19 protein-coding genes are annotated in these 22,668 nt (G+C 27.1%); 10 read left to right on the top strand and 9 right to left on the bottom strand.

What is annotated here, in order from left to right; translation table 11 throughout:
- Positions 1-193 precede the first annotated feature (193 nt).
- A complete protein-coding gene (locus tag A966_RS02225; protein ID WP_008722064.1) occupies positions 194-1,183 on the top strand; it encodes an ankyrin repeat domain-containing protein in 990 nt (329 codons plus the stop codon).
- A gap of 287 nt (positions 1,184-1,470) precedes the next feature.
- On the opposite strand, the gene A966_RS02220 is transcribed toward A966_RS02225, so the two are convergent.
- Positions 1,471-2,547: an aspartate-semialdehyde dehydrogenase gene (locus A966_RS02220; RefSeq protein WP_008722061.1), complete on the bottom strand. Its 1,077-nt coding sequence runs from the start codon at positions 2,545-2,547 to the stop codon at positions 1,471-1,473.
- A gap of 269 nt (positions 2,548-2,816) precedes the next feature.
- Between A966_RS02220 and A966_RS02215 the strand changes: the two genes are divergently transcribed.
- The 6 genes from A966_RS02215 to A966_RS02190 all read left to right on the top strand — a co-directional run bounded on the left by A966_RS02215 (position 2,817) and on the right by A966_RS02190 (position 8,663).
- On the top strand, positions 2,817-3,437 hold the full coding sequence (locus A966_RS02215; RefSeq protein WP_008722059.1) for a PepSY-like domain-containing protein: 621 nt from the start codon (positions 2,817-2,819) through the stop codon (positions 3,435-3,437).
- Between the two features lie 32 nt (positions 3,438-3,469).
- A complete protein-coding gene (locus A966_RS02210; RefSeq protein ID WP_008722057.1) occupies positions 3,470-3,721 on the top strand; it encodes a PepSY-like domain-containing protein in 252 nt (83 codons plus the stop codon).
- A 32-nt stretch (positions 3,722-3,753) separates the two neighbouring features.
- Complete coding sequence (locus A966_RS02205) at positions 3,754-4,005, top strand: PepSY-like domain-containing protein (RefSeq protein WP_008722055.1); 252 nt, start codon at positions 3,754-3,756, stop codon at positions 4,003-4,005.
- 157 nt (positions 4,006-4,162) lie between these two features.
- Positions 4,163-5,167: an Ldh family oxidoreductase gene (locus tag A966_RS02200; RefSeq protein WP_008722053.1), complete on the top strand. Its 1,005-nt coding sequence runs from the start codon at positions 4,163-4,165 to the stop codon at positions 5,165-5,167.
- A 17-nt stretch (positions 5,168-5,184) separates the two neighbouring features.
- Positions 5,185-5,853, top strand: a complete 669-nt coding sequence (locus A966_RS02195) for a DNA alkylation repair protein (RefSeq protein WP_008722051.1) — start codon at positions 5,185-5,187, stop codon at positions 5,851-5,853.
- Positions 5,854-6,860: 1,007 nt separating this feature from the next.
- Positions 6,861-8,663 carry a methyl-accepting chemotaxis protein gene (locus A966_RS02190; RefSeq protein ID WP_008722049.1) on the top strand — a complete coding sequence of 601 codons (1,803 nt, stop codon included), beginning with the start codon at positions 6,861-6,863 and terminating at the stop codon, positions 8,661-8,663.
- A gap of 41 nt (positions 8,664-8,704) precedes the next feature.
- On the opposite strand, the gene A966_RS02185 is transcribed toward A966_RS02190, so the two are convergent.
- Positions 8,705-9,598 carry an AAA family ATPase gene (locus A966_RS02185; RefSeq protein ID WP_008722047.1) on the bottom strand — a complete coding sequence of 298 codons (894 nt, stop codon included), beginning with the start codon at positions 9,596-9,598 and terminating at the stop codon, positions 8,705-8,707.
- A 160-nt stretch (positions 9,599-9,758) separates the two neighbouring features.
- Here A966_RS02185 and A966_RS02180 point away from each other — a divergent pair, with 160 nt between their 5' ends.
- Entirely contained in the window at positions 9,759-10,805 is a 1,047-nt protein-coding gene (locus tag A966_RS02180) for a hypothetical protein (protein ID WP_008722045.1), read from the top strand.
- An 83-nt stretch (positions 10,806-10,888) separates the two neighbouring features.
- On the top strand, positions 10,889-11,305 hold the full coding sequence (locus A966_RS02175) for a single-stranded DNA-binding protein (protein ID WP_008722042.1): 417 nt from the start codon (positions 10,889-10,891) through the stop codon (positions 11,303-11,305).
- On the opposite strand, the gene tmk is transcribed toward A966_RS02175, so the two are convergent.
- The 4 genes from tmk to A966_RS02155 all read right to left on the bottom strand — a co-directional run bounded on the left by tmk (position 11,274) and on the right by A966_RS02155 (position 15,944).
- A complete protein-coding gene (tmk, locus tag A966_RS02170) occupies positions 11,274-11,885 on the bottom strand; it encodes a dTMP kinase (RefSeq protein WP_008722040.1) in 612 nt (203 codons plus the stop codon). The two genes, A966_RS02175 and tmk, sit on opposite strands and share 32 nt — an antisense overlap.
- An 80-nt stretch (positions 11,886-11,965) precedes the next feature.
- Positions 11,966-13,114 carry a phospho-N-acetylmuramoyl-pentapeptide-transferase gene (mraY, locus tag A966_RS02165; protein WP_008722038.1) on the bottom strand — a complete coding sequence of 383 codons (1,149 nt, stop codon included), beginning with the start codon at positions 13,112-13,114 and terminating at the stop codon, positions 11,966-11,968.
- A gap of 195 nt (positions 13,115-13,309) precedes the next feature.
- Complete coding sequence (locus A966_RS02160) at positions 13,310-14,611, bottom strand: hypothetical protein (protein WP_008722036.1); 1,302 nt, start codon at positions 14,609-14,611, stop codon at positions 13,310-13,312.
- A 28-nt stretch (positions 14,612-14,639) separates the two neighbouring features.
- A complete protein-coding gene (locus A966_RS02155; protein WP_008722035.1) occupies positions 14,640-15,944 on the bottom strand; it encodes a hypothetical protein in 1,305 nt (434 codons plus the stop codon).
- Positions 15,945-16,167: 223 nt separating this feature from the next.
- Between A966_RS02155 and A966_RS02150 the strand changes: the two genes are divergently transcribed.
- Positions 16,168-16,683, top strand: a complete 516-nt coding sequence (locus A966_RS02150) for a hypothetical protein (RefSeq protein ID WP_008722033.1) — start codon at positions 16,168-16,170, stop codon at positions 16,681-16,683.
- A gap of 388 nt (positions 16,684-17,071) precedes the next feature.
- On the opposite strand, the gene mnmG is transcribed toward A966_RS02150, so the two are convergent.
- From mnmG to A966_RS02135, 3 genes are all read right to left on the bottom strand, one after another.
- Positions 17,072-18,925, bottom strand: a complete 1,854-nt coding sequence (gene mnmG / locus A966_RS02145) for a tRNA uridine-5-carboxymethylaminomethyl(34) synthesis enzyme MnmG (RefSeq protein WP_008722031.1) — start codon at positions 18,923-18,925, stop codon at positions 17,072-17,074.
- Between the two features lie 571 nt (positions 18,926-19,496).
- Positions 19,497-20,168: an SMC-Scp complex subunit ScpB gene (scpB, locus tag A966_RS02140; RefSeq protein ID WP_008722029.1), complete on the bottom strand. Its 672-nt coding sequence runs from the start codon at positions 20,166-20,168 to the stop codon at positions 19,497-19,499.
- 131 nt (positions 20,169-20,299) lie between these two features.
- Entirely contained in the window at positions 20,300-22,606 is a 2,307-nt protein-coding gene (locus A966_RS02135) for a tetratricopeptide repeat protein (RefSeq protein ID WP_008722027.1), read from the bottom strand.
- Between the last annotated feature and the right edge of the window lie 62 nt (positions 22,607-22,668).

Here is a 22,668-nt window from a genome sequence, read left to right as displayed (position 1 = left end):
TAAAATATACATAAAAAGTCAACTATTAAATAGTTTAAAACATAAAAATAGTTTATATATTTTATAATTATTTTATTATTATAAACATACTTTAAGCGAAAGATTATACCCTATATGGATTTAATATGAAAACTTGAAAAAAAATATTTATATAATATACTAATAAAAACTTGACTATAGGATAATATCGTTTATGAAATATTTATTAATTCTTTTTCTCTCTACTATAATATTTTCTTGCAATACAAAAGAAGCAAACAATAATAATACAGATAAAGCAGCTATAAATTTAGATGACAGTACGAATCAAACAGAACAAGCAAAAATTACAAATAATAACTCAATAAATACAAATCAAACAGAAGAATTAACAGATTACTCTCTTTCATATACAGATGAAGAGATTATAGACTTAATAAAAATGGGAGACTTAGAAACAATCAAAAAATTAATTGAATCAAAAAGTTTAGATGTTAATTATAATTTAGATATAGATGAATATTCCAAGTCAACCCCTTTAATAAAAGCTATAGAATATAAGCAAACTGATATTATAAATTATTTATTAGAAAATAATGCCGATGTTAATTTAACTTTGGGATATTCTACTCCTTTAACAGAAGCTATGTATGATGAAGAACTTGTTCGTAAACTTATAGATTTAGGAGCTGATATAAATTTACCTACCGAACTTACAGGATTTACTCCTCTTATGGCAAGCCTTCATAATATTGCTATAGCAGAGCTTTTAATTGAAAAAGGTGCTGACATTGAAGCTAAAGATGATGACGGCATTAATGCTTTAGTTTATGCCTCAACTTATAATAATGAAGAGATGGTAAAATTTTTACTTGAGAAAGGTGCTGATGCCAATACAGTATGCGAAATAGAAAATGAACATACGGACATATCTTCTACTCCTTTAATGAATGCTGCTTATAGAGGGAATACTAATATAATAAATATGTTATTAGAAAATGGTGCTGATATTAATTATACCACTGATTTTGGAATGACTGCTTTGATGATGGCTGCTAGTTTTAATCAATTTGAAGCTGCAAAAGTACTTTTAGAAAATAATGCTGATACTTCTGTAACTGATGAATATGGCAGGACTGCACTTGATTTAGCAAAATTAGAAGATTATAAGGATATAGTTCAGCTTCTTGAAAAATATAATTAATAGCTTGATTCAAACTCAATTTGTTAATACTTATAGTTAGAAATCACACAGCCGAAATTATAAAAAAATTAGTTTTGAAAAAAGTATAATTTTAGATATAAATTGAGAGATATATAAGATAATTTTATAGTTTTGATAAATAATATTCTGTGTTTTTAATATAGACTTATATAAAAAATATTTATTAAATTGTTTTTGAAACAGATATAATATAGCTATACAAATTACTTAATTTATTATAATAAAAAAGAGGCTATGTATAATACACAGCCTCTATATTTAATTTATTATTTTTTTGCTGATTTTCTTACAGCCGATTTTTTAGTAGGATTCTTTTTGGCAGAATCATCAGATTTTTTTTCTAATTCAGGTAAAAGAAGCTCAGCTATTTGCACCGCATTTGTAGCAGCTCCTTTTCTTATTTGGTCTCCTGCACACCAGAATGTTAATGAGTTTTTAGCACTTATATCGTCTCTTATTCTTCCAACATATATTAAATCTTGATCAGAAGTATCTAAAGGCATAGGATATTTAAATTTCTCTGGATCATCAACTACTTTTACACCTTTTGCTTTAGATAATAATTCTCTTGCCTTTTTAGCAGTTATTTTTTTCTCAGTTTCTACTGTAATAGATTCGCTATGGCTTCTCATAACAGGAACTCTTACGCATGTACAGCTTACATTCATATCAGGTGCATGAAGTATTTTTCTTCCTTCATTAGTCATTTTTAATTCTTCTTTAGTATATCCGTTTTTATCAAATGAGTCAATTTGAGGAATTAAATTGAATGCTATTTGATATTTGAATGTTTTATTAACAAGTTTTTTCTTAGCAACATAATCTTGAATCTGCTGCTCTAATTCTTCCATACCTTCTTTACCAGCACCTGAAACAGCTTGATAAGTAGATGCTATAATTCTTTTAATTTTTCCGAATCTGTGAAGCGGAGCCAATGCTACTAAAGCTATTATTGTAGAACAGTTAGGATTTGCTATTATTCCTTTGTGAAGTTTAACATCTTCAGGATTAACTTCAGGAACTACCAAAGGAACATTTTTATCCATTCTAAATGCACTGCTGTTATCTACAATTATGCTTCCTGCTTTTACTGCTAATGGGCTAAACTTCTTACTTAAATCTGCTCCTACAGCAACCAATGTTATATCCATATCTTTGAATGAATCTTTAGTTGTCTTTTCGATTGTGTATTCTTTTCCGTTAAATTTTACTTTTTTTCCTGCTTCTCTATTTCCAAGAAGTCTTAACTCATTGATAGGGAATTTTCTTTCTTCCAATACTTTAAGCATTTCCTGACCTACAGCACCAGAAGCCCCTAATAAACATAAATTTACTTTTTTCATAATTGTATTACCATTAATTATTTATTTTTGTTCGTTTAATTATACATTGATTATACATTAAAATCAAGATTTTTTTACATATAAAACTATAGTTTTTATAGTTTAATCCAATGAATTTATTATAATTTTTACTAAAAAAATGTAAATTTTTAGTAAAAAACTAGTAAAATTAATTGACATAATCTTAAAATTATACTATAATACTAAATGTAAAGATAATTTACCTAGTATCAGGGTGTCTTTACAAAATTAAAAATAGGAGAAATTTTATGACTACTATAAAAAAAGCTTTATCTATAATTTTTGTTTCAGCAATGCTTACAGGTTCATTGTTTGCTCAATATAATGGATATTATGACAATAATCAAGGTCAAGGCGGAGGACAAGGAGGTTATCAAGATCCTTATGGACAGCAAGGAGGACAAGGAGGCTATCAAGATCCTTATGGTCAGCCTCAGGTACAGCCAAACCCTCAAAATAATTATCAAGACCCTTATGCTCAGCAAGGAGGTCAAGGGGCACAATATGGATATGGAGTGCAATTATCTTCTATCCCTCAGAATGCTCAGAATTTTATAAAACAGCATTTTGCTAATGTGAAAGTAACTTTCATAGAAAGAGATTGGGACGATATCGAAGTATATTTAGAAAACGGTACTCAAATAGATTTCTTCCCTAATGGAGATTGGAAAGAAGTGAAATGTTATGGAAATATGCCTTCTACTATACTTCCTGCTAATGTTATGAACACAATAAAAAGAACTTACCCTAATGCTCAAATTATAAAAATAGAAAAACAGTTTACTATATTTGAAATCAAATTAAATAACATGATGGAATTATACATAGACAATAATGGTCAGTTATTAGGTCAAAAATGGGACGATTAATTTAATATATTTTATATAAAAGGAGTAATATTATGAAAAAAATACTTTGTTTATTAGCAGCTTTAACAGTTTTAAGCACTTCAGCTTTATTTGCTGATTGGTATGTGCCTCTTAATCAAGTTCCTCAAGCTGTAATAGCAACTGCCAAGAGAACTTATCCTCAGGCTCAGATTTGGGCAGTAGAAATGGAGCATTACAATGTATATAAAGTTAAAATGAATAATATGATGGAATTATACATTGATAAAGCAGGCAATCTATTAGGTCAAGAATGGGACGATTAATTTAATATATTTTATATAAAAGGAGTAATACTATGAAAAAAATACTTTGTTTATTAATAGCTTTAACAGTTTTAAGCACTTCAGCTTTATTTGCTGATTGGTATGTGCCTCTTAATCAAGTTCCTCAAGCCGTAATAGCAACTGCTAAGAGAACTTATCCTCAGGCTCAGATTTGGGCAGTAGAGATGGAGCATTACAATGTATATAAAGTTAAAATGAATAATATGATGGAATTATACATTGATAAATCTGGTCAGTTATTAGGTCAGGAATGGGACGATTAATATAAATACGCTTTAATATAAAAATATATTAGAACAAGAGATATGTAAATATCTCTTGTTCTTTTTTTTAATTTAATATTAAAATAAAATTATTGACATTATATCTATAATTATGTAAACTTTATTATGTTTATTGAATAACAAAAAGGTTTTGTACATGATAAGAGTTAATACAAAAGAATTAATGGAAGCCGTATACAATAAATTTAAAATGGCTGGGGTACCTAATGAACAGGCTGGAATAGTTACAGATTTATTAATCTATGCAGATATAAGAGCAATACATTCACATGGAGTATTAAGGGTAGAGCATTATATAGAAAGAATAAAAGCAGGAGGAATAAATTTAAATTCACAGTTTAATATAGAAGAGAAAAAACCGTCTTTTGCATTAATGGATGCTGACGGAGGATTCGGACATGTTGCAACACAGTATGCTATGGAATGGGCTTTGGAAACTGTTGAAAAACAAGGAATTGCATTAATAGGAATAAAAAATAATAGCCATGCAGGAGCATTAGGATATTATAATAAAATGGCTATAGACAGAAATAAAGTTTCTCTAATAATGGTTAATACAGATCCTTGCGTTATACCTTTCGGAGGAAAGAGATCTTTCTTTGGTACTAACCCTATAAGCTATGGTTTTCCTGCTAAAAGAGATTTTATACTTGGTGATATGGCTACGAGTGAAGTATCATTAGGACGCATATTTACCGCTCGTGAAAATAATGAAACAGTGCCTATGCATTGGGGTGTTGATGAAAATGGTAATCCTAGTTCTAATCCGCATGAAATAAAGTATGTTGTACCTTTCGGAGGAGTTAAGGGATATTTAATAATGACCATGGTTGAAGCTTTTACAGGGCTTTTAATAGGTCAGGCCTACTGCAATAATTTAGTGAAGATGTACGGTGATATGGATAAAAAAAGAAATCTATCCACATTTATGCTAGTTATTGATCCTGCTGTTTATAATGATTTAGATACTTATTTAAATACTGTGCAGTCATTTATTGATGATATAAGAAAAGAACCAGCCTTAAAAGAAGGTGAAACTATATCAATACCGGGCGAGAGAAAAGAGGCTTGTTCTGCTGATTACTTAAAAAATGGAATACCTTTATCAGATCATGTTTATAAATATATTTTTGATAAGTAGTTTTAAAGCTTTATTAAATGAATAATTTATATAATAATCTCTCAAAAGAATTTGAAATATTAAAAAACAATAAAGAAGCCGATTCAATGGCTAAATACATGAAAAATAATTTTGAGTTTTTGGGTATTCATTCAAAAGAGAGAAAAGAAGCTCAGAAAAAAGTATTTAAAACAATTTCAAAAGATGAAAAAGAATATATTGATTTTGACTTCACCGACAAATGCTACAAAAATAAATACAGAGAATTTCAGTATGCCGCAATAGATTATCTTATATTAAAAAATAAATATTTAAATAAAACTCATATAGAAAAATTAAAAATATATGCCCTCACAAAATCATGGTGGGATACTATAGATTTTTTGGACAGAATTATCGGAGATATTGCTTTAAGAGATGAAGCAGTTAATAACATACTTTTAGAATGGTCTTTATCTGATAATATTTGGCTTAGAAGAATAGCTATAGATCATCAGCTTTTAAGAAAAGATAAAACCAATACTGAATTATTAGAAAAAATTATAATAAACAATTTAAACAATAAAGAGTTTTTTATAAACAAAGCAATAGGCTGGGCATTAAGGGATTATAGTAAGACCGATCCTCATTGGGTAAGAGATTTTATAGAAAGGCACAAAGACGACATGGCGAATCTCAGTATCAAAGAAGCAGGCAAATATATTTAATTTATTATTGCTGCTAGTGATAAACTCATAATTATAAATTTCAGTATCCGCCAAAGTGTTGATTAGATTTAAAAATTATTTAACGCACGGTAAACAAAATTAAAAATATAATAAAATTTGAATTACAAATAAATCTATATTTTTAATTTTATTCTACGTGCAGCAAATACGCTATAAATTTAAAAAAATCTTGGGTGGGCAGCTAAAAATTCTAATTAAACAAAAAATAAAATATAAAATTATAATTGCAAATTAAAGTCATAAGCCTAGAGGGTGGGAATGAAAAATAAGTTTTTAAATTTATTTACATACCCCGCCCTTTAAAATTTACAGCTTTATTTTTAATTTTAATATTAATTATATTTATAGCCTAACTAGAATTTGTAGCACCCACCCAAACTAATTTAAATTTATAGTCTATACACCGCACGGTAAATAAATTCTAAAATATTAATCGATTAACAATCAAATTTTTCCTATATTTTAAAATCTATTCTGCGTGCGTTAGATGAATTCAAAACCTAGTAAAAATTTGGGTGGGCTTTAATAAATTAGAATAAAGTAAAAAGATAAATAAAATTTTAATTGCAGGTTAAAACAACAAACCTATAGGGAGGGAATGAAAAATAAGTTTTAAAACTTTATTTACATACCCCGCCATTTAAAATTTACAGCTTTATTTTGGATTTTAATATTTACTATCTTTATAACCTAATTAGACTTTGTTAGCACCCACCCTAGTGAGGATTAGATTAAAAAAATCATTTAACGCACGGTAAAAAAAATTTATAATATGACAAAAATATAAATTAAAAATAAGTTTATAATTTTAGCTTTACTCTGCGTTCATTTAAAAATAATAATTATAATATAACTAATTTACATAATACTATCTAATATATAAATTTTAGAAAATTATAAAAATAATTTTTTTATTTTTTCTAAAAAAATTGTATTTTTTATTATATTTAATCGCATAAAAATATAAAGTGAATTTTGGAGAATCAATGAAAAGAGGATTAATGTTCAAGTTTTTGAGTATTTTTTCTATATTTCTATTTGCTGCATTTTTAGCAATATTATTTATATACAAACCAATATATAAATCAAAATTTTTAAAAGAAAAATATTTTCAAACTTTAAACTCAAAAAATGAAGCAGAAGCGTATGTAAAAGAAATAAAAAATACAGTCAATTTAATAGTTAATAATTTAGAAGTAAATCCAAGTTTAGAGACATTCGGTAATTTTATAACAAATGTACATAAATCAGGTACCGGTTACTTAAATATGTATTTTGGAGATACTGTACCATATTCAGAAGGAGGAATATACATAAATACTTTAGAAGAATATCCCCGTACATATAATCAAACTTCAAGACCTTGGTATCAGGATGCGGTAGCTTCCAATGATATAGCAATAAGCGATCCGTATATAGATTTTGCGGTTAATAAACTTACAGTTACATTCAGTAAAGCTGTATATACAAATGGAAAATTAAAAGGAGTATTTGCTATAGACTTTGCTGATATGAATGCTATTATGAAAGATATAAAAGAAAATTTTGATGAAAGTTTTTATATAGTATCCTCTGATGGAATATATATGACTCATGAAAATAATGATTATGTACTAAATGAAAATAATAATTTATTTAAAGATCCGCTTTTTAGTTCTTTTAAAGGAAATCTCATATCACATATAGGAGAAGTAAAAATCGTAGGCAATCAATGGTATTCAGTGCAAAAAACAGATAATGCTCCATGGATATTAATATTCAAAGGAGATGCAAGCGAATTAAATAATCAATTTATGATTTTAATGTTTGTGATATTTATTGTTATGATCATTCTTTTATTTCTTGAAGGGTTTCTAGTTTATAAAATAGTAAAGCCATTAAAAAACACGATAAAGATTATAGACTTAATGAAAGAAGGAAACTTTAATAGTGTATTTGATAAAGAAGATTTGGATTTAAAAGATGAATCAGGACATTTGGTTAATTCTGTTAATGATATGCAAAACAAAATATCATCTATAGTATCAGAAATAAAAATGAATATGGCTTCTATAAATAATTCAAGCGGACAAATATCAAATGGTATAGATAACTTATCAGACAGAACATCTTCTCAGGCTGCTGCTATAGAACAGATAAGCGGTGCTATAGAAAGTCTATTCTCTTCTATATCTGAAACATCCAAGCATACTAATGATGTAAAAGATATGAGTAATAAAGTAGCTGATTCTACAAGAGTTGGAGTTGATGCTGTAACACAGATTTCTAATAATATGGCTGATATATCTCAGTCTAGTAAAGAGATATATGATATAATAAAGCTTATACAATCTATAGCATTTCAAACTAATATACTTTCTTTGAATGCTGCTGTAGAAGCTGCCAGAGCAGGCGAACAAGGTAAAGGATTTGCTGTTGTTGCTTCGGAAATCCGTTCTCTTGCACAAAATGTTAATGATGCTGCCGGAAAGATTACAAATATAATAGAAAATAGGGTTGCTAAAATAGAAACAGGAGATGAATCTGTTAAGCATTCTTTGGAAATACTTTTAAATATAGAGGCTTCTGCAAATGAAGTTTCAGAAGTTTTAAATAATCTTCATAATGCGGTTTCAGAGGAAGAAGGAAGCGTAAAAGAAATTGCACTTGCTATGAATGAACTAAATAATATTACTCATGAAAACTCTGCTCTAGTAAATAATAGCTCCATACTAGGAAAAGAAGTTGCTAATAATACAGAAAGAGTTTATTCAGAATTAGAATATTTTAAATTGCATAAAATAGGATAATATCAAAATCATATAATGCATATAAAAACTGCATTGTATGATTATATGATATTAGTTCCGTCATCGTCCATATTTCTTCTATTATCTTTATTATCTCTATCATCAATATTAAGACTTAATATTCTAAGCCCCTCATTACCAAGTACAGATTTTAATGCTATTAAAAATGCTGTATCTCTGCTGCTTGCAATATTTCCTTTATATAATTTCATTGCATATCTAGCCATATTAATACCATCTCTCACAGAAAAAGAAGCATTATGAATATGTGATTTTTGTAAAAAACCTACAGTAATTTTTAATATTTCATCATCAGCAAAAGGAAGATTCATCTTTAATATATCATATTCTTCTTTAACATCAGGGAAAGGAAGTTCTATAGTAGGCTGAAGACGAGAATGTATATATTCAGGAAGCTCAAAAGTGCTGGCATCATCATTCATAGTAACTATTACTCTGAAATCAGGATGAGCCTTTATCTTTATTCCAGCTATTACACTTTCTACATATCTTCTGTCATCAAGAAGCGGAGCAAGCGAAGCCCAAGTTTTTTCACTCATTCTATTTCCTTCATCTAGTATAGCTACCCCTCCTTTAATCATAGCAGTAACCAAACTAGAAGCATGATAGCTTATTTTATTATTTTCAGATATTACAGGAATAATTATAAGATCTTCAGGTCTTGTATCTACAGTACATTGAAATATATAAACATCTCTATTTAGAATTTCTTTTCCTACATAATACGAAAGAGTAGTTTTTCCGGCACCTGGTTTTCCTACAATTCTTGGGTTTAGAGGTATATCATCTTCTGAAATTAAATGCCAAGAAGCCATTATCTGTCTTACTAAATCATTCTGTCCTGTCCATTTTATATTTAAATTATCCGGATGTGATAATGTAAGTTCAACATTTTCTATTTGCACTTTTTCCATACTTTAATCCTATTTTTAGAAGAAATTTATAATTAATCAATGATATTATTAATTTTATAAAAAGTCAATTATTTATAATAATTTTAATTATTTGTATTGATTTATTGGTATTAATTTATATATTAACAGTTATAGCAAAAAAATTAAGGGTGTATTATATATGTTTCAAAAGTTTTTGTCTTTGTTAATTGTTATTAATTTAATTATTTCCTGCAATAATTCTAAAAGCATTACAACGGATAAAACTAAAAATGGTTCAGAAATACAAGAATCTAAATTCTATTTGCTTGAAGGAAATATATCCGGAGAAAAGGCTGATATGTATTTGTATGTAAATGAAAAGAATCAAAAAGTAAGCGGTTATTATTATACAAAAAATGAAAAATCAGTAATTACAGGTACTATTAATAATAATAAAATAAATTTGCAGGAAGTTGATGATAATAATAATATTCATGCTTCTATAGTAGGCAGTTTAAGTGATGATATAGTATTAAATGCAGAAATAAAATATGAGGAATTAAATGAAGTTAAAGATATGGAGTTTTCTTTAAATAGAAATCTTCCTGTATATTATGCGGATATAGTAGATTATTATAAAAATGAAAGTATAAGTAATTCTATATTCTCCTATCATAAAACTTTACTTTTATTTAGTAAGAACAGTGATACAAGCTCTTCAGATATGGAATCATCTATTAATTATGCTGAGGAAGAATGTGATAATTACTATAATGAATGGAAAGGACTTTTATATATAGGTTCAAGCAATACTACTTATGAAATAGATAATACAGTTAATGTAGGATATATAGACAGCCGTATAATAGCACTTGATAATTATTCATCATTGTATACAGGCGGAGATTATGCTGAAAAAGCTAATATTCAGGAAGTATTTTCATTAGAAAGTTCTAATCTCATTACTATAAGAGATTTAATATCTGACTTTAATAATGCTGATTTAATCTCATTAATGCGAGATAAAATATTAAAAACAGGTTATTCTAAAGAGGACTACTATGAATTTGATTCTATCACATTGGAAAGCTCAACTTTTAGAGTGCTTCCTAATTCTTTAAATTTTGTATGGCAGGCTAATGATATATCACCATATACAGTAGGAATTACAGAGATAAGTTTTACATTTAAAGAATTAAAACCATATATAAAAGAAGATTCTCCTTTATATTATTTATTTTTATAATTTTTTATAAAAGTTAGGCTTAAATTGATAAAAAAATTTGTTTAACTATTAGCATAAAGACAATAATCAATAGGAGTTTTAATATGTCAGGAAATGCTAATATTATAGTAATAGAAGGAAGATTAACAAAAGATCCTACTTACATGAAAACTAAAAATGGAAAATCTTTATGCAAATTTTCTGTAGCCAATAATAGATTCTATTATACAAACGGAACTTTACAAAAGGAAGTATATTTCTTTGATTTAGTAACTTGGGGATATAATGCAGATAAAGCTGCGGTTAGTTTATTTAAAGGAAGACATGTACTTGTAAGCGGAGAATTAAGACAAAATATTTATACATCAAAAGAGGGAACTAAAAAAAGTGAGATTTATATACTAGCATTGGATATAAAAAATTTGGATAAGAAATCTATAGGCAATACTTATTACACAAAAACAGCTAATAATCAAATAATATCAGATTCTATTGAAGAGAATTTAGAGGAAGTATTTTAGATTCTTTTATAGTATTTAAAATTTCATCTTTGATTGATTGCTGAGATTTGGAAGCGTCTATATGATGTATATATGAGGCATCAAAAGAGCAGAATATTTTATCAACCTCTTCTAAATAATTCTTGTTTTCAAATCTATCAACGAATCCTCTTTTTTCCATGATTCTGTTTAATGCAGTTTCTATATCAAGATGGAGTATAAATACTATATCAGGCTGTAATATAAAATCTTTATGCAGATTATATATATATTCTTTATCTATACCCTTAGCTCCCTGATATGCTATAGAGGAATAAATATATCTGTCTAATACTATTACATATCCGTCATTAATAGCAGGCTTAATCATATGTTTTATATGCTCTTTTCTATCAGCTATAAATAATGATAATTCTTCTTCAGGTTTTAAATCTTTAGAGAGCATGCTTTCTCTCAATTTAGAGCCATAATATGCATGAGTAGGCTCAAATGTATATATAGATTTTATTCCAAGACTATTCAAAGTATCAGTAAGCATCATACCAATACTAGATTTTCCAGAACCATCTATGCCTTCTAATACTATTAATTTTCCTTCCATTAATTATATTCCTAAATTATATTTACTACATACCCCTATCATAAATATACTAATTATTCAAAATAAATCAATATATAATTTTATCTTATTTTAAGCGTAGCTATTCCAATAAGAGCCATTATAATTCCTATAATATAAAATCTAAATACCACCTGAGTTTCTTTCCAGCCAGATTTTTCAAAATGATGATGTAAAGGAGCCATTTTAAATACTCTCTTTTTAAATAGTTTATATGAAAAAACCTGCAAAACTACACTGAATGCTTCAGCCACATAAACAGCACCTATTATAACAAGAAGTAATTCATGCTTTATGAATAAGGCTATGATACCTAAAACTCCTCCCAAAGATAAACTTCCTACATCTCCCATAAACACCTGAGCAGGGTGAGAATTAAACCATAAAAAGCCTAATCCTGCACCTATTAAAGAACCTACAAAAACAGTAACCTCTCCAGCATCTGATATAAAAGGTATTTTTAAATAAGTTGCTATTAGTGAGTTTCCTGATACATAAGAGAGAACCGCTAAAGCCATAGACATTATTATTAAAAGTCCTATAGCAAGTCCGTCAAGTCCGTCGGTAAGATTAACAGCATTACTCATACTCACAACTACAAATGTTGCAAATGGTATGTATAATATTTTTAAATCTATATATATTGTACTTGCAAATGGAAGAAATATAGTTGAAGAAGGTACTTGTGCCACTTTTACAGCTTCTAATACTCCTATACCTTGATTAAGTTCAAATGTCATCAAAAAAGTTGATTTATCAAAATAATATAAATAGACTCCTATTATAATTCCTACAAAAGTTTGAAAAAATATTTTGTATTTTCCGGGAAGACCTTTTGAGTTTTTATATTTAATCTTTAAAAAATCATCTAAAAAACCTGCTATAGAAAGTATTACTAATGATAAAGTAAGCAGTATTATTTTTAAATTATCTAATTCAGCCCATAAAAGCACACTGATTACAATACTTCCTATTATAAATATCCCTCCCATAGTAGGAGTTCCTGTTTTAACTAAATGTGTTTCAGGACCGTCATCTCTTATAACCTGTCCGAAATGAAGTTTTTTTAATTTTTCTATAACATTCGGAGCAAATAAAAGCACTAATATCAATGCAGTAGCTACAGCACCTGCAGTTCTGAATGTGATATATCTAAATAGGTTAAAACCAAAAAATGATTCCCTTAATGGATAAAAAATTTGATACAGCATAATTATATACAACCTTTATATAATTAAAAAAGTTAAATATTTATTTATTATATACTATTATATATAAATTGTTTTGTCAATTAAAAAATATTATGTTAATTAACAAATTCTAATTATTGCAGTATACTTTTTGATATAAAAAATCAGACTATTACAATTTTCTATAATAGCCTGATTATTAAATAATATATTATCTTAATCTCTTTCCTTAATTATCACATCTTTGAAGTAATTATCTTTGAATATGGTTAAATCTTTAAAATCACTATATTGTACGCTTAAAGATTTTGATGACTGCGGCAAAGTTATTGAAATGCCTACAACATTATTCGCTGCAACAAATCCAGGAGTTGCATTTTTTGAAGTATTTAATAGAAGATAATTACCATCTTTTAAAGCTGTTTTTGTTATTTTAGAATCAGTTATTTTGTTGGCATCCTCAGCAGAACAAACTACTAATGCTTTAGGAACTAGCGGTAATTGTCCGTTTACAGTTAAATATTCAGTAAGACCCGAATCAGATAAAGGAATAGGAGAAACATTTAACCCTAAGTTATTTCCGTTATATATATCAGAAATATAATTAATCAATAAAGTATTCATATCGCTGCCTAAAGATGGTGCTAATTCATTTACAGAATTTACAAGTCTTTGTTCACTGTCTGCTATAGTAGAAGAGGCTATTTTTCTATAAACTTCCTGATTTCCTCCTGTTTTAGTATCAATCCATTTCATAAACATTGATGCTGGAGAATAGCTTAAAGCATCCAGATATTGTCCAAATATATCTGTTTCATCTTCATATTTCAAATACCAAGAATAAAAAGAATAATAAGGTATTTCATTAAATGATTGTACTCTATCTTGTACAAAGATATTATTAAATGTATGTGATGTGGATTCAGAAAGTGCCTCATTAAGCCAAATATCCATATCTTTATTATGTCCAAAAACATTTACATTGTAATTAATCAAATGCTGAAGTTCATGCATCATAACAGCAAATATTAATTCAAATTCCCACTTAAAATTTACATGAAGATATTCCCCTCTTATTCCATCTTTTCCATCAATCAAATCATTCGGATCGAAATACCCTCCTATACTATTTCCATTTGTATTAATATTAGCCATTAAAAATATTATTTTACCATTTCTATCAAGATCTGATGGCTCTCCATATATGCTTATCTCTTTTTTATAAGATTCTTCAAATTGAGTGAGAAAACTTCTTAATTGATCTCTAGTAAAACTATATCCGTCTTCAAAATAAATAATAGCATTTTGAGATTCTGCTAGTTTTTTGAACTTACTTTTAGCTTCAAAATCTTCACCTGTAGTGCCATCAATCTTATAAAAAGAAAAATATTTAGTTTCTGCAGTTTCACTATCATAATATACTATACCATTTATATTTTCTGAAGGGGCTGTAATCTTATTACCGCATGAAGCAATAAATATAAAAATAATTAATAAAAATATCCAATTTCTTTTCATAATAATTCCTTTATTAAATACTATTTTATTATTCTATTATATAATCTTTACTAAAAACTTTATCTATAAAAGGATAGCCTTTAAGTGAGTCTAAATCAAGTGATTTATATTTCATTGAAGAACTCAAACCATTTACCTGAGTCAAGTTAAGCCTTACAATATCCGCTTCATCAGCATATCCTGCCTTTTTATTTTCAGAAGTATTTACTACAGCAGAAAACCCATTCCAACCCTCTCCGCTTAACTGTATTGTCTTAATTTTGGAGTCAGTAGGAATAGAAGCTGTATTATAAACTATAACTGATTTAGGCAATAATGGTATGCTTCCATTTTGACTTATATTTGGATAACTTGGATTTATAGCAGAAATACTTATTCCAGGAAGATCCCCTTTACTTAATCCGTCTATCCAATTAAGCATTACATCATCCATATTGTCTCCAAGACCATATTTAGATGTAATACCTGTAAGTCTTTCTTCGCTTGTTAATGAAGTACTAGAATGTGCTATTTCTTTATAAATATTATAGTTTCCTCCTGTTTTATTATTTAGCCAGTTCATAAATACTGATACAGAAGAATAACTTATAATAAAACTGATTTCCCCAAAGATATTATTTCTATTATTTGACTGCATATACCAAGAATAAAAAGAATAATAAGGGGTTTCTACAAAATACTCTCCTCTTGATTTTACAATATCCTTTGAAAATAAATAAGATGTTGATTCTGAAAGTGCTTCATCAAGCCAAATATCCATTGATTTATTTCCATTAATTGCATTCATATTATAATTAATTAAATGCTGAAGTTCATGCATCATAATGCCAACTACGCTATAAATGGAGTCTTCAATATCAACATGCAGATACTCCCCTCTTTCTCCATTTTTTCCATAAAGTAAATCAGAAGAAGCGAAATATCCGCCAAAACTACGTTCATTAGGTTTTTTATTAATATTTAGAGAAGCCATTAAGAATATTATTTTTCCGTTTCCATCAATATCTGATGGTTCTCCATATATTTCAACTTCTTTAGGATAATACTCTTCAAATTTATTTATAAAGTTCATAATATAATCTCTTGTAATATCTTGTCCATCTTCAACATAAATAATAGTATTTTTAGATTCTGCTAACTTTCTGAAAGTGCTTTTAACGGTAATGTAAGTGTAAGTGTTATTGTCATTTTTCATAATACTATATTTCTTAGTTTCTGCAGTATCATAGTCATAATATATTATACCATTACTTTCTGAAGGGGCTGTAATCTTATTAGCACATGAAACAATAAAAATAGATACAATAAGCAAAAATAAATAAATATTTTTCATAATTAATCCTCATCTTTTTGTTTCATAAATGATAAATTATTAATACATAATAAATTATTAATACATAATTTCAATATGAATTTATCAACTCTATTTTTTAATATAGAAATAAAATATAATTAATTATTATAATTATGAAAATGTTTAATTTTAATTAAATTTATTTTGAAATATATTTTGTAATAAGGTATCTTATTAAGACATTAATACTTAGGAGATAAAAATGAATAAGAAATTATCTTCAATTCTATTTATTGTTATGTTGTCGGGATTTTATGCTATAGGATGTAAAAACAATAATACAAACCCATATACGGAAATAGATATAGGAGAAAAATATCATGCAACATGGTATATTAATGCCGAAATAAAATTTGAGTTCTATCCTGATTCCCCTCCGCTAGCAGCTCAAATAATTGCTGATTTTGAATCAGTGGTTGATAGTGTATTTCAAGATGTAGAATTAATTATTAATACAGACGGCAGTGTAGTTTTTTATGGAAGTACAATAGAAAAAAATAATATAATTAAAGAAGACAGCAATAAATATATGATAACCCTATATAATAATAATCTATCTACGGAGTATATTGTTGAAGAAAAATATGAACTTACTTTTAATACAGATGGTACAGGAAATATGTTGTTTTATATTATAATAAATGTAGGCAAAACTCATTATAATCTTTATCTATTTAGAGATGGAAAAATTACAACTACAAAACAAAATGTTCAATAATTAGATAAAATTAATTTAATTATAAAAAATTAAAACCTGCTTTATATATCATATAGAGAAGGTTTTTATTATATAGTTACAATAAATTAGACTTGTTTCAAAACTAAATTTATAAATTTTTAATTTAATATTTTTTAAATTATAGTTGGGGCTTTGCTGCGAAGCACACATTCGTACTTCGTAAAACCCCACTTCTTTTGTGACGCTGTCCGCCTTCGGTGTGGCACATACGAAGTACGCCTCACTCTGTGTGCCTTTGGCAGGCGAAAGACTGCATATTTATATACTAAAATACTAAATTATGCAACATGTAAAACATCATGTTTGTAATTTTAAAATTAAATAATTTTTATAATTAATCTTGTCAAGTAGTTTTGAAACAAGTCTATTATTTCTTCTTATTTGTAAGAGCAAGTATTAGAATATGCACTACCGATTTATCTACTTCTGGTATTCTTAGTGCCTGCGATATATTATAAGGCTTATACTGTTTTAATTTGTTAATGGCATCTATCTTTACACTTTTTAAACTAGAATAATCAAAATCTTCTGGTATAAGCATGTTCTCATACTTTTCAATGTCTTTTATTTCATTTAAATACCTTGCAATATAGCCTTCATACTTAATAGCAATTTCTGCATTATTCAAAACATCTTTATTGTACTCATCATCTATTAAAGATACAAGCATATCAATACCGCATTCAGGACGCTTTATTATAGAAGATAATGTCATGCTTCTGTATTCTTTAGCCTCTTTTGTAAACCCCAGATCCTCTGCTTCTTTCTGAGTTAATGTCCTTTTATTTAAGTATTCTACAAGAATTTGAGTTTTTCTTTTTTTATCTCTTACTTTATCAAGCCTTTCTTTACTTGCAAGCCCTATATTATAAGAAAGCTCAGTAAGTCTTTCATCGGCATTATCCTGTCTTAAAAGCATTCTATGTTCTGCCTGCGAAGTGAACATTCTATGAGGCTCTTTAGTTCCCTTAGCCGTTAAATCATCTATTAAAACACCAATATATCCGTCGCTTCTTTTAAGTATAAACGGATCTTCTTTTTTAATTTTTAATGCAGCATTTATTCCAGCCATTAATCCCTGACAAGCAGCTTCCTCATATCCGCTTGTTCCATTAATCTGACCTGCTAGAAATAAACCTTCAATTTTCTTAGTTTCAAGCGTAGGCTTTAACTCTATAGGGTTCACATAATCATATTCTACTGCATAAGCAGGCTTTAATATCCTCACTTCTTCAAGACCTTTCAATGCTCTTATCATCTTTATCTGCACTTCTTCTGGTAAACTTGAAGAAAAACCGTTTATATAAACTTCATTAGTTCTGTAGCTTTCTCTCTCTAAATGAAGCTGATGTCTAGGCTTATCTGCAAACCTTACAACCTTATCCTCTATACTAGGGCAGTATCTTGGACCTATTCCTGTAATTGCTCCGCTGTACATTGGTGATAAATGTATATTATCCTGTATAAGTTTATGAATATTAGTATCTGTATATGTTATATAGCAAGGCTCCTGAACTATATCAATTTTTTCATCTAAAAAAGAAAATGGTACTATTTCTTCATCGCCTTTCTGAATCTCTAATATATCAAAATTAATAGAATTATAATCCACTCTTGCAGGAGTACCTGTTTTTAATCTTCCTACTTCAAGCCCCAAACTTCTCAAATTATCAGAAAGCCCTATAGCGGGAAGCTCTCCGATTCTTCCAGCCTGTTTCTGATATGTTCCTATATGAATAAGTCCATTTAAAAATGTTCCTGTAGTAAGTATTACAGCATTACATTCATATTCTCTGCCTCTTTCTGTTTTCAATCCTTTAAGTACATTATTTTCTGCAATTATTTCTGTTACTATATCCTGATGAAGTGTGAGATTATTTTGAGCATAAAGAGTTTTAGCAGCTTCTTCCTTATATGCATATTTATCTGCCTGAGCTCTTGGTGCCCATACAGCTTTGCCTTTGCTTCTATTAAGCATTCTAAACTGCATCATAGTTTTATCTATTAAAATTCCCATCTCTCCGCCTAGTGCGTCTATCTCTTTAACAATAGTACCTTTAGCAACGCCTCCTATAGAAGGATTGCATGACATTTGTCCTATAGTATCCAAATTAATAGATATAATTAAAGTTTTCATTCCTAGTCTTGCTGATGAAAGTGCAGCTTCTATTCCAGCATGTCCAGCACCTACTACTATAACATCGTATTTATTATTATCCATATATAATATTCTCATTAAAAAAAATTAATTTTTATTAAAAAGATAATATATTAAAAACTTTTAATTGTCAAAGAAATATTTTGAATACTAGTTTAAAAATTTGAAAACCGCACGCAGAATAAAATTTAAAATATAGAATATTTTGAGTTACAACTTTAATAATAAATAAAAATATGCCTACCGTGCGTTAAACAGATTTTAAATTTAAATAACACTTGGGTGGGTGCCATAATTTCTGGTTCAGCTTTAAATATAATTAATATTAAAATTCAAAATACAGCTGTAAAGTATAAAGGGCGGGGTATGTAATTAAAGTTAAAAAAATTAATTACATTTGCCCACCCTTTAGGCTTATAACTTTTATTTGTAATTGTCATTTCTATTTTCTTTTTTATCTAATTAGAATTTTTGGCTGCCCACCCAAGATTTTTTTAAATTTATAGCATATTCACCGCACGCAGAATGAAGCTAAAAATAAAGTTTATTTGTAATTCAAATTTTATTATATAATAAATTTTATTTACCGTGCGTTAAATAAAGGCTTTACTCTTACAAGCAAAGCTAATTGTTTTTATTCATTTTTATTAAATTCTAAATCTTTTAGTTCTCTTAATTTTGGAAGATCATCTAAACTATTTATTCCAAAATGCATTAAAAATTTATCAGTAGTTCCATAAGTCTGCCTTTTATCTAAATAGTCCTTTCTTCCTTTCCAAGCTATGAAACCATCTTCCATTAAAGCCCTTAAATGATAACTGCTGTCGCTTTGCCTTATATCGTCAATTTCAGCTTTAGTTAAAGGCTGTTTATATGCTATTATAGAAAGAGTCTGAAGCATTGCTTTTGATATTTTTTTCTTTCTTTTTTTATCATATATTGCTGATAAAGTACCGAATGTAGAAGGTATTATAGTCATAAGTATAGAGTCTCCTAGCTCAAGTATCTCTATAGCACTTTTGGCATTTCTATATCTATTATTAATATTTTCTATATGAGTTCTTATATCTGAATTCTCGCATTTGAAAAGAGTTCTTAATCTGCTTATTGGAACATTTCCTTCAACATATATGATAGCTTCCATAATCTTTTCAAGTTCTTCTTCGTTTGCAAGTATAGAATCATCTATTTCTAAAGTGTTTTTATTCTCAGTATTTGCTACCCGAACTTCTGCATTATTATCAGAATTATTTTCTGCAATTTCATTCTCCAAAAGAGCACCGCTTGTTTCAATCATTTCATCCATAATGTTTAATCCCTAAAAAATAACTTCCTTTTTATTTTTTAATATATTTAGATTATAGCATATTAAAAACTTTTTTCAATCGTTTAGACATAATTTTGTGTATATATTTTTATGTAAAAATAAATTTATTTTCAATTATCAGTTTTTAAAAGTTTAATACTTTCATCATTTATAATTCTTCTTATAATCTCTATATTAGAATCATCAAAGTTTTTATGGAAATATATATTTTTTATTTTTATATTGTTAAAAATTACTCTATAATCATCACTTTTATTTTCTGAATTATAGCTGAATATTGAAAGTAAAGTATCATAGTGAATATCATCTTCTTTAGTAATAAACTTAGCCGTTTTTCCGTAAATGTTTTCTTCTTCACTATAATTTTTTGTTTTGATTATAATTGAGCCTTGAGTTTCATATTCTAAGCATATAATATTATTCTCTAAATTATTAATAGATGAACTAAATGAAGATAAATTAATATTCATTTTTTCATTAAATTTTTCTATAACAGGTTTAATGGCCGCAAATTTTCCGGCATCAATAGTATTTTCTAAAATATTTACTATGTTTTCAGTTTCTGTTTTTTTATCTAATAATAATTTAAGAGTATCTGTATTATAGTTAATATTTTTATATAGAGTATAAGAAGAATTAGTTTTATGTATATTATGAAACTCTATAGTTTTATTTAAAGATTTTTCAAATAAGTTTAGAAAGTCATTGTATTTTATTATATTTGCTTTCAATAAAGTATATGATAGTAAAAATATATTGCAGCTTGCAAAATGAGTCTGATTTAAATCAAAATTATCTATATATCTGAAATAAGTATTTAAAAGTGAATCATAATCTTTTTTCAAGTAATATATAACTGCTAAATTATTATAAAGATAAAAATCTGATTTTTTATTTTCTATTAATTTATTATAGCATATAGAAGAATTATCATAATCTTTTATTCTATAGTATGACTGAGCCAGCATATCATAAATATCATCATCTCTTTTATCAGTTCTTGATGCATATTCTATCACTTTATTATAATCTTTATTATTGAAGCATATTGAAATCAATTTATCATAATGCTTAAATGAATAAGGATTTACTTCTATAATTTTATCTGCAATAGTCAAAGCATTATCATATTCTTCCAAATCAAAATATATGTTGAATAATATTTGATAAGAATTGCTGTATGAAGGATTAAGTTCTAATGCTCTATTTAAATAAATCAATGATTTTTCTTTTTCGCCTAAATGATAGTAGGATAAACCTATGCCGTTATATGAATCTGCATTATTATTATTTATATCTATTGCTTTATTGAAATTTTCTATTGCTTTATTATAATCTTTTAAATTAAAATAAGCCAAAGCCAAATTATTATAAGCCTTATAGTACCTATCATTTATTTCTATAGATTTGTTAAAATATTCTATTGCTTTATCATATTCTTCATTAGATGAATAGCACACTCCTATAAAGTTGTATGCCTTATAAGCATTATTATTTTTTTCTATAACTTTTTCAAAACATTCTATAGCTTCATAATAATATTTTTTGGAGTAATAACTTATTGCCAATTTATTGTAGTCTGTAAAAGCATTGATATCTAATTTTCTAGCCTTATCAAAATAAAAAGCCGCTTTATCAAATAATTTTCTATTAAAATACACTAAAGCTAAATTATTATAGGCATTAGCATATTTAGGGTTAATATCTATGGCTATATTAAAATATTTTATAGCATTATCATAATCCTTTAAGAAAGAGTAAACCGCTCCTAAAGTATTTGCTATTTTATAGGATTTATTATTATACTGAAGGAATTTGGAAAAACATTCTATAGCTTTATCATAATTATTAATATTATAATAACTCATTCCAAGCATATCATAAGCTTTAAAAACTCTCTCATCTAAAGATTTTGAATGTTCAAAAAACTCTATAGCCTCATTATATTTTTTATTTTTATAATAGAATAAAGCTAAATTATTAAATGCCTTATCATATTTAGGATTAATTTCTATTGCCTTATTAAAATTTTCTATAGCCTTAGTAAAATCCTTTTTCTCAAAATAGCTGATACCCAAAAGATTATATGCTTTGAAAGAATTAGGAGTAATTTTTAAAGTTTCATTAAAGCATTCTATAGCCTTATCATACTGTTTTATGGCATGATAGCTTATACCTAGAAGATTATAAGATTTAAAAGTTTTTATATCGACTCTTCTAGCCTCTTCAAAATATCTTACAGCATCTTCATATTCTTTAAGCTCAACGCAAACTTGTCCCTTATATAAATTAGCCCTGTAATTTTTAGGAACTTTTTTAAGTATAACATCAAGTATTTCAAGAGTCTGATTATAATCTTCATTATTCAGTCTGTATGAAACTTCATTTAAAAGATTCTCCATCTTAGTATTGTACATAACAACCCCATATACAATTATTGTAAATATTTTACAATGAATATATATATTATGTCAACAAT

It is taken from the genome of Brachyspira hampsonii 30446 (assembly GCF_000316195.1).
Taxonomy (GTDB): domain Bacteria; phylum Spirochaetota; class Brachyspiria; order Brachyspirales; family Brachyspiraceae; genus Brachyspira; species Brachyspira hampsonii_C.
This window is presented reverse-complemented; position numbering and strand designations above follow the sequence as displayed.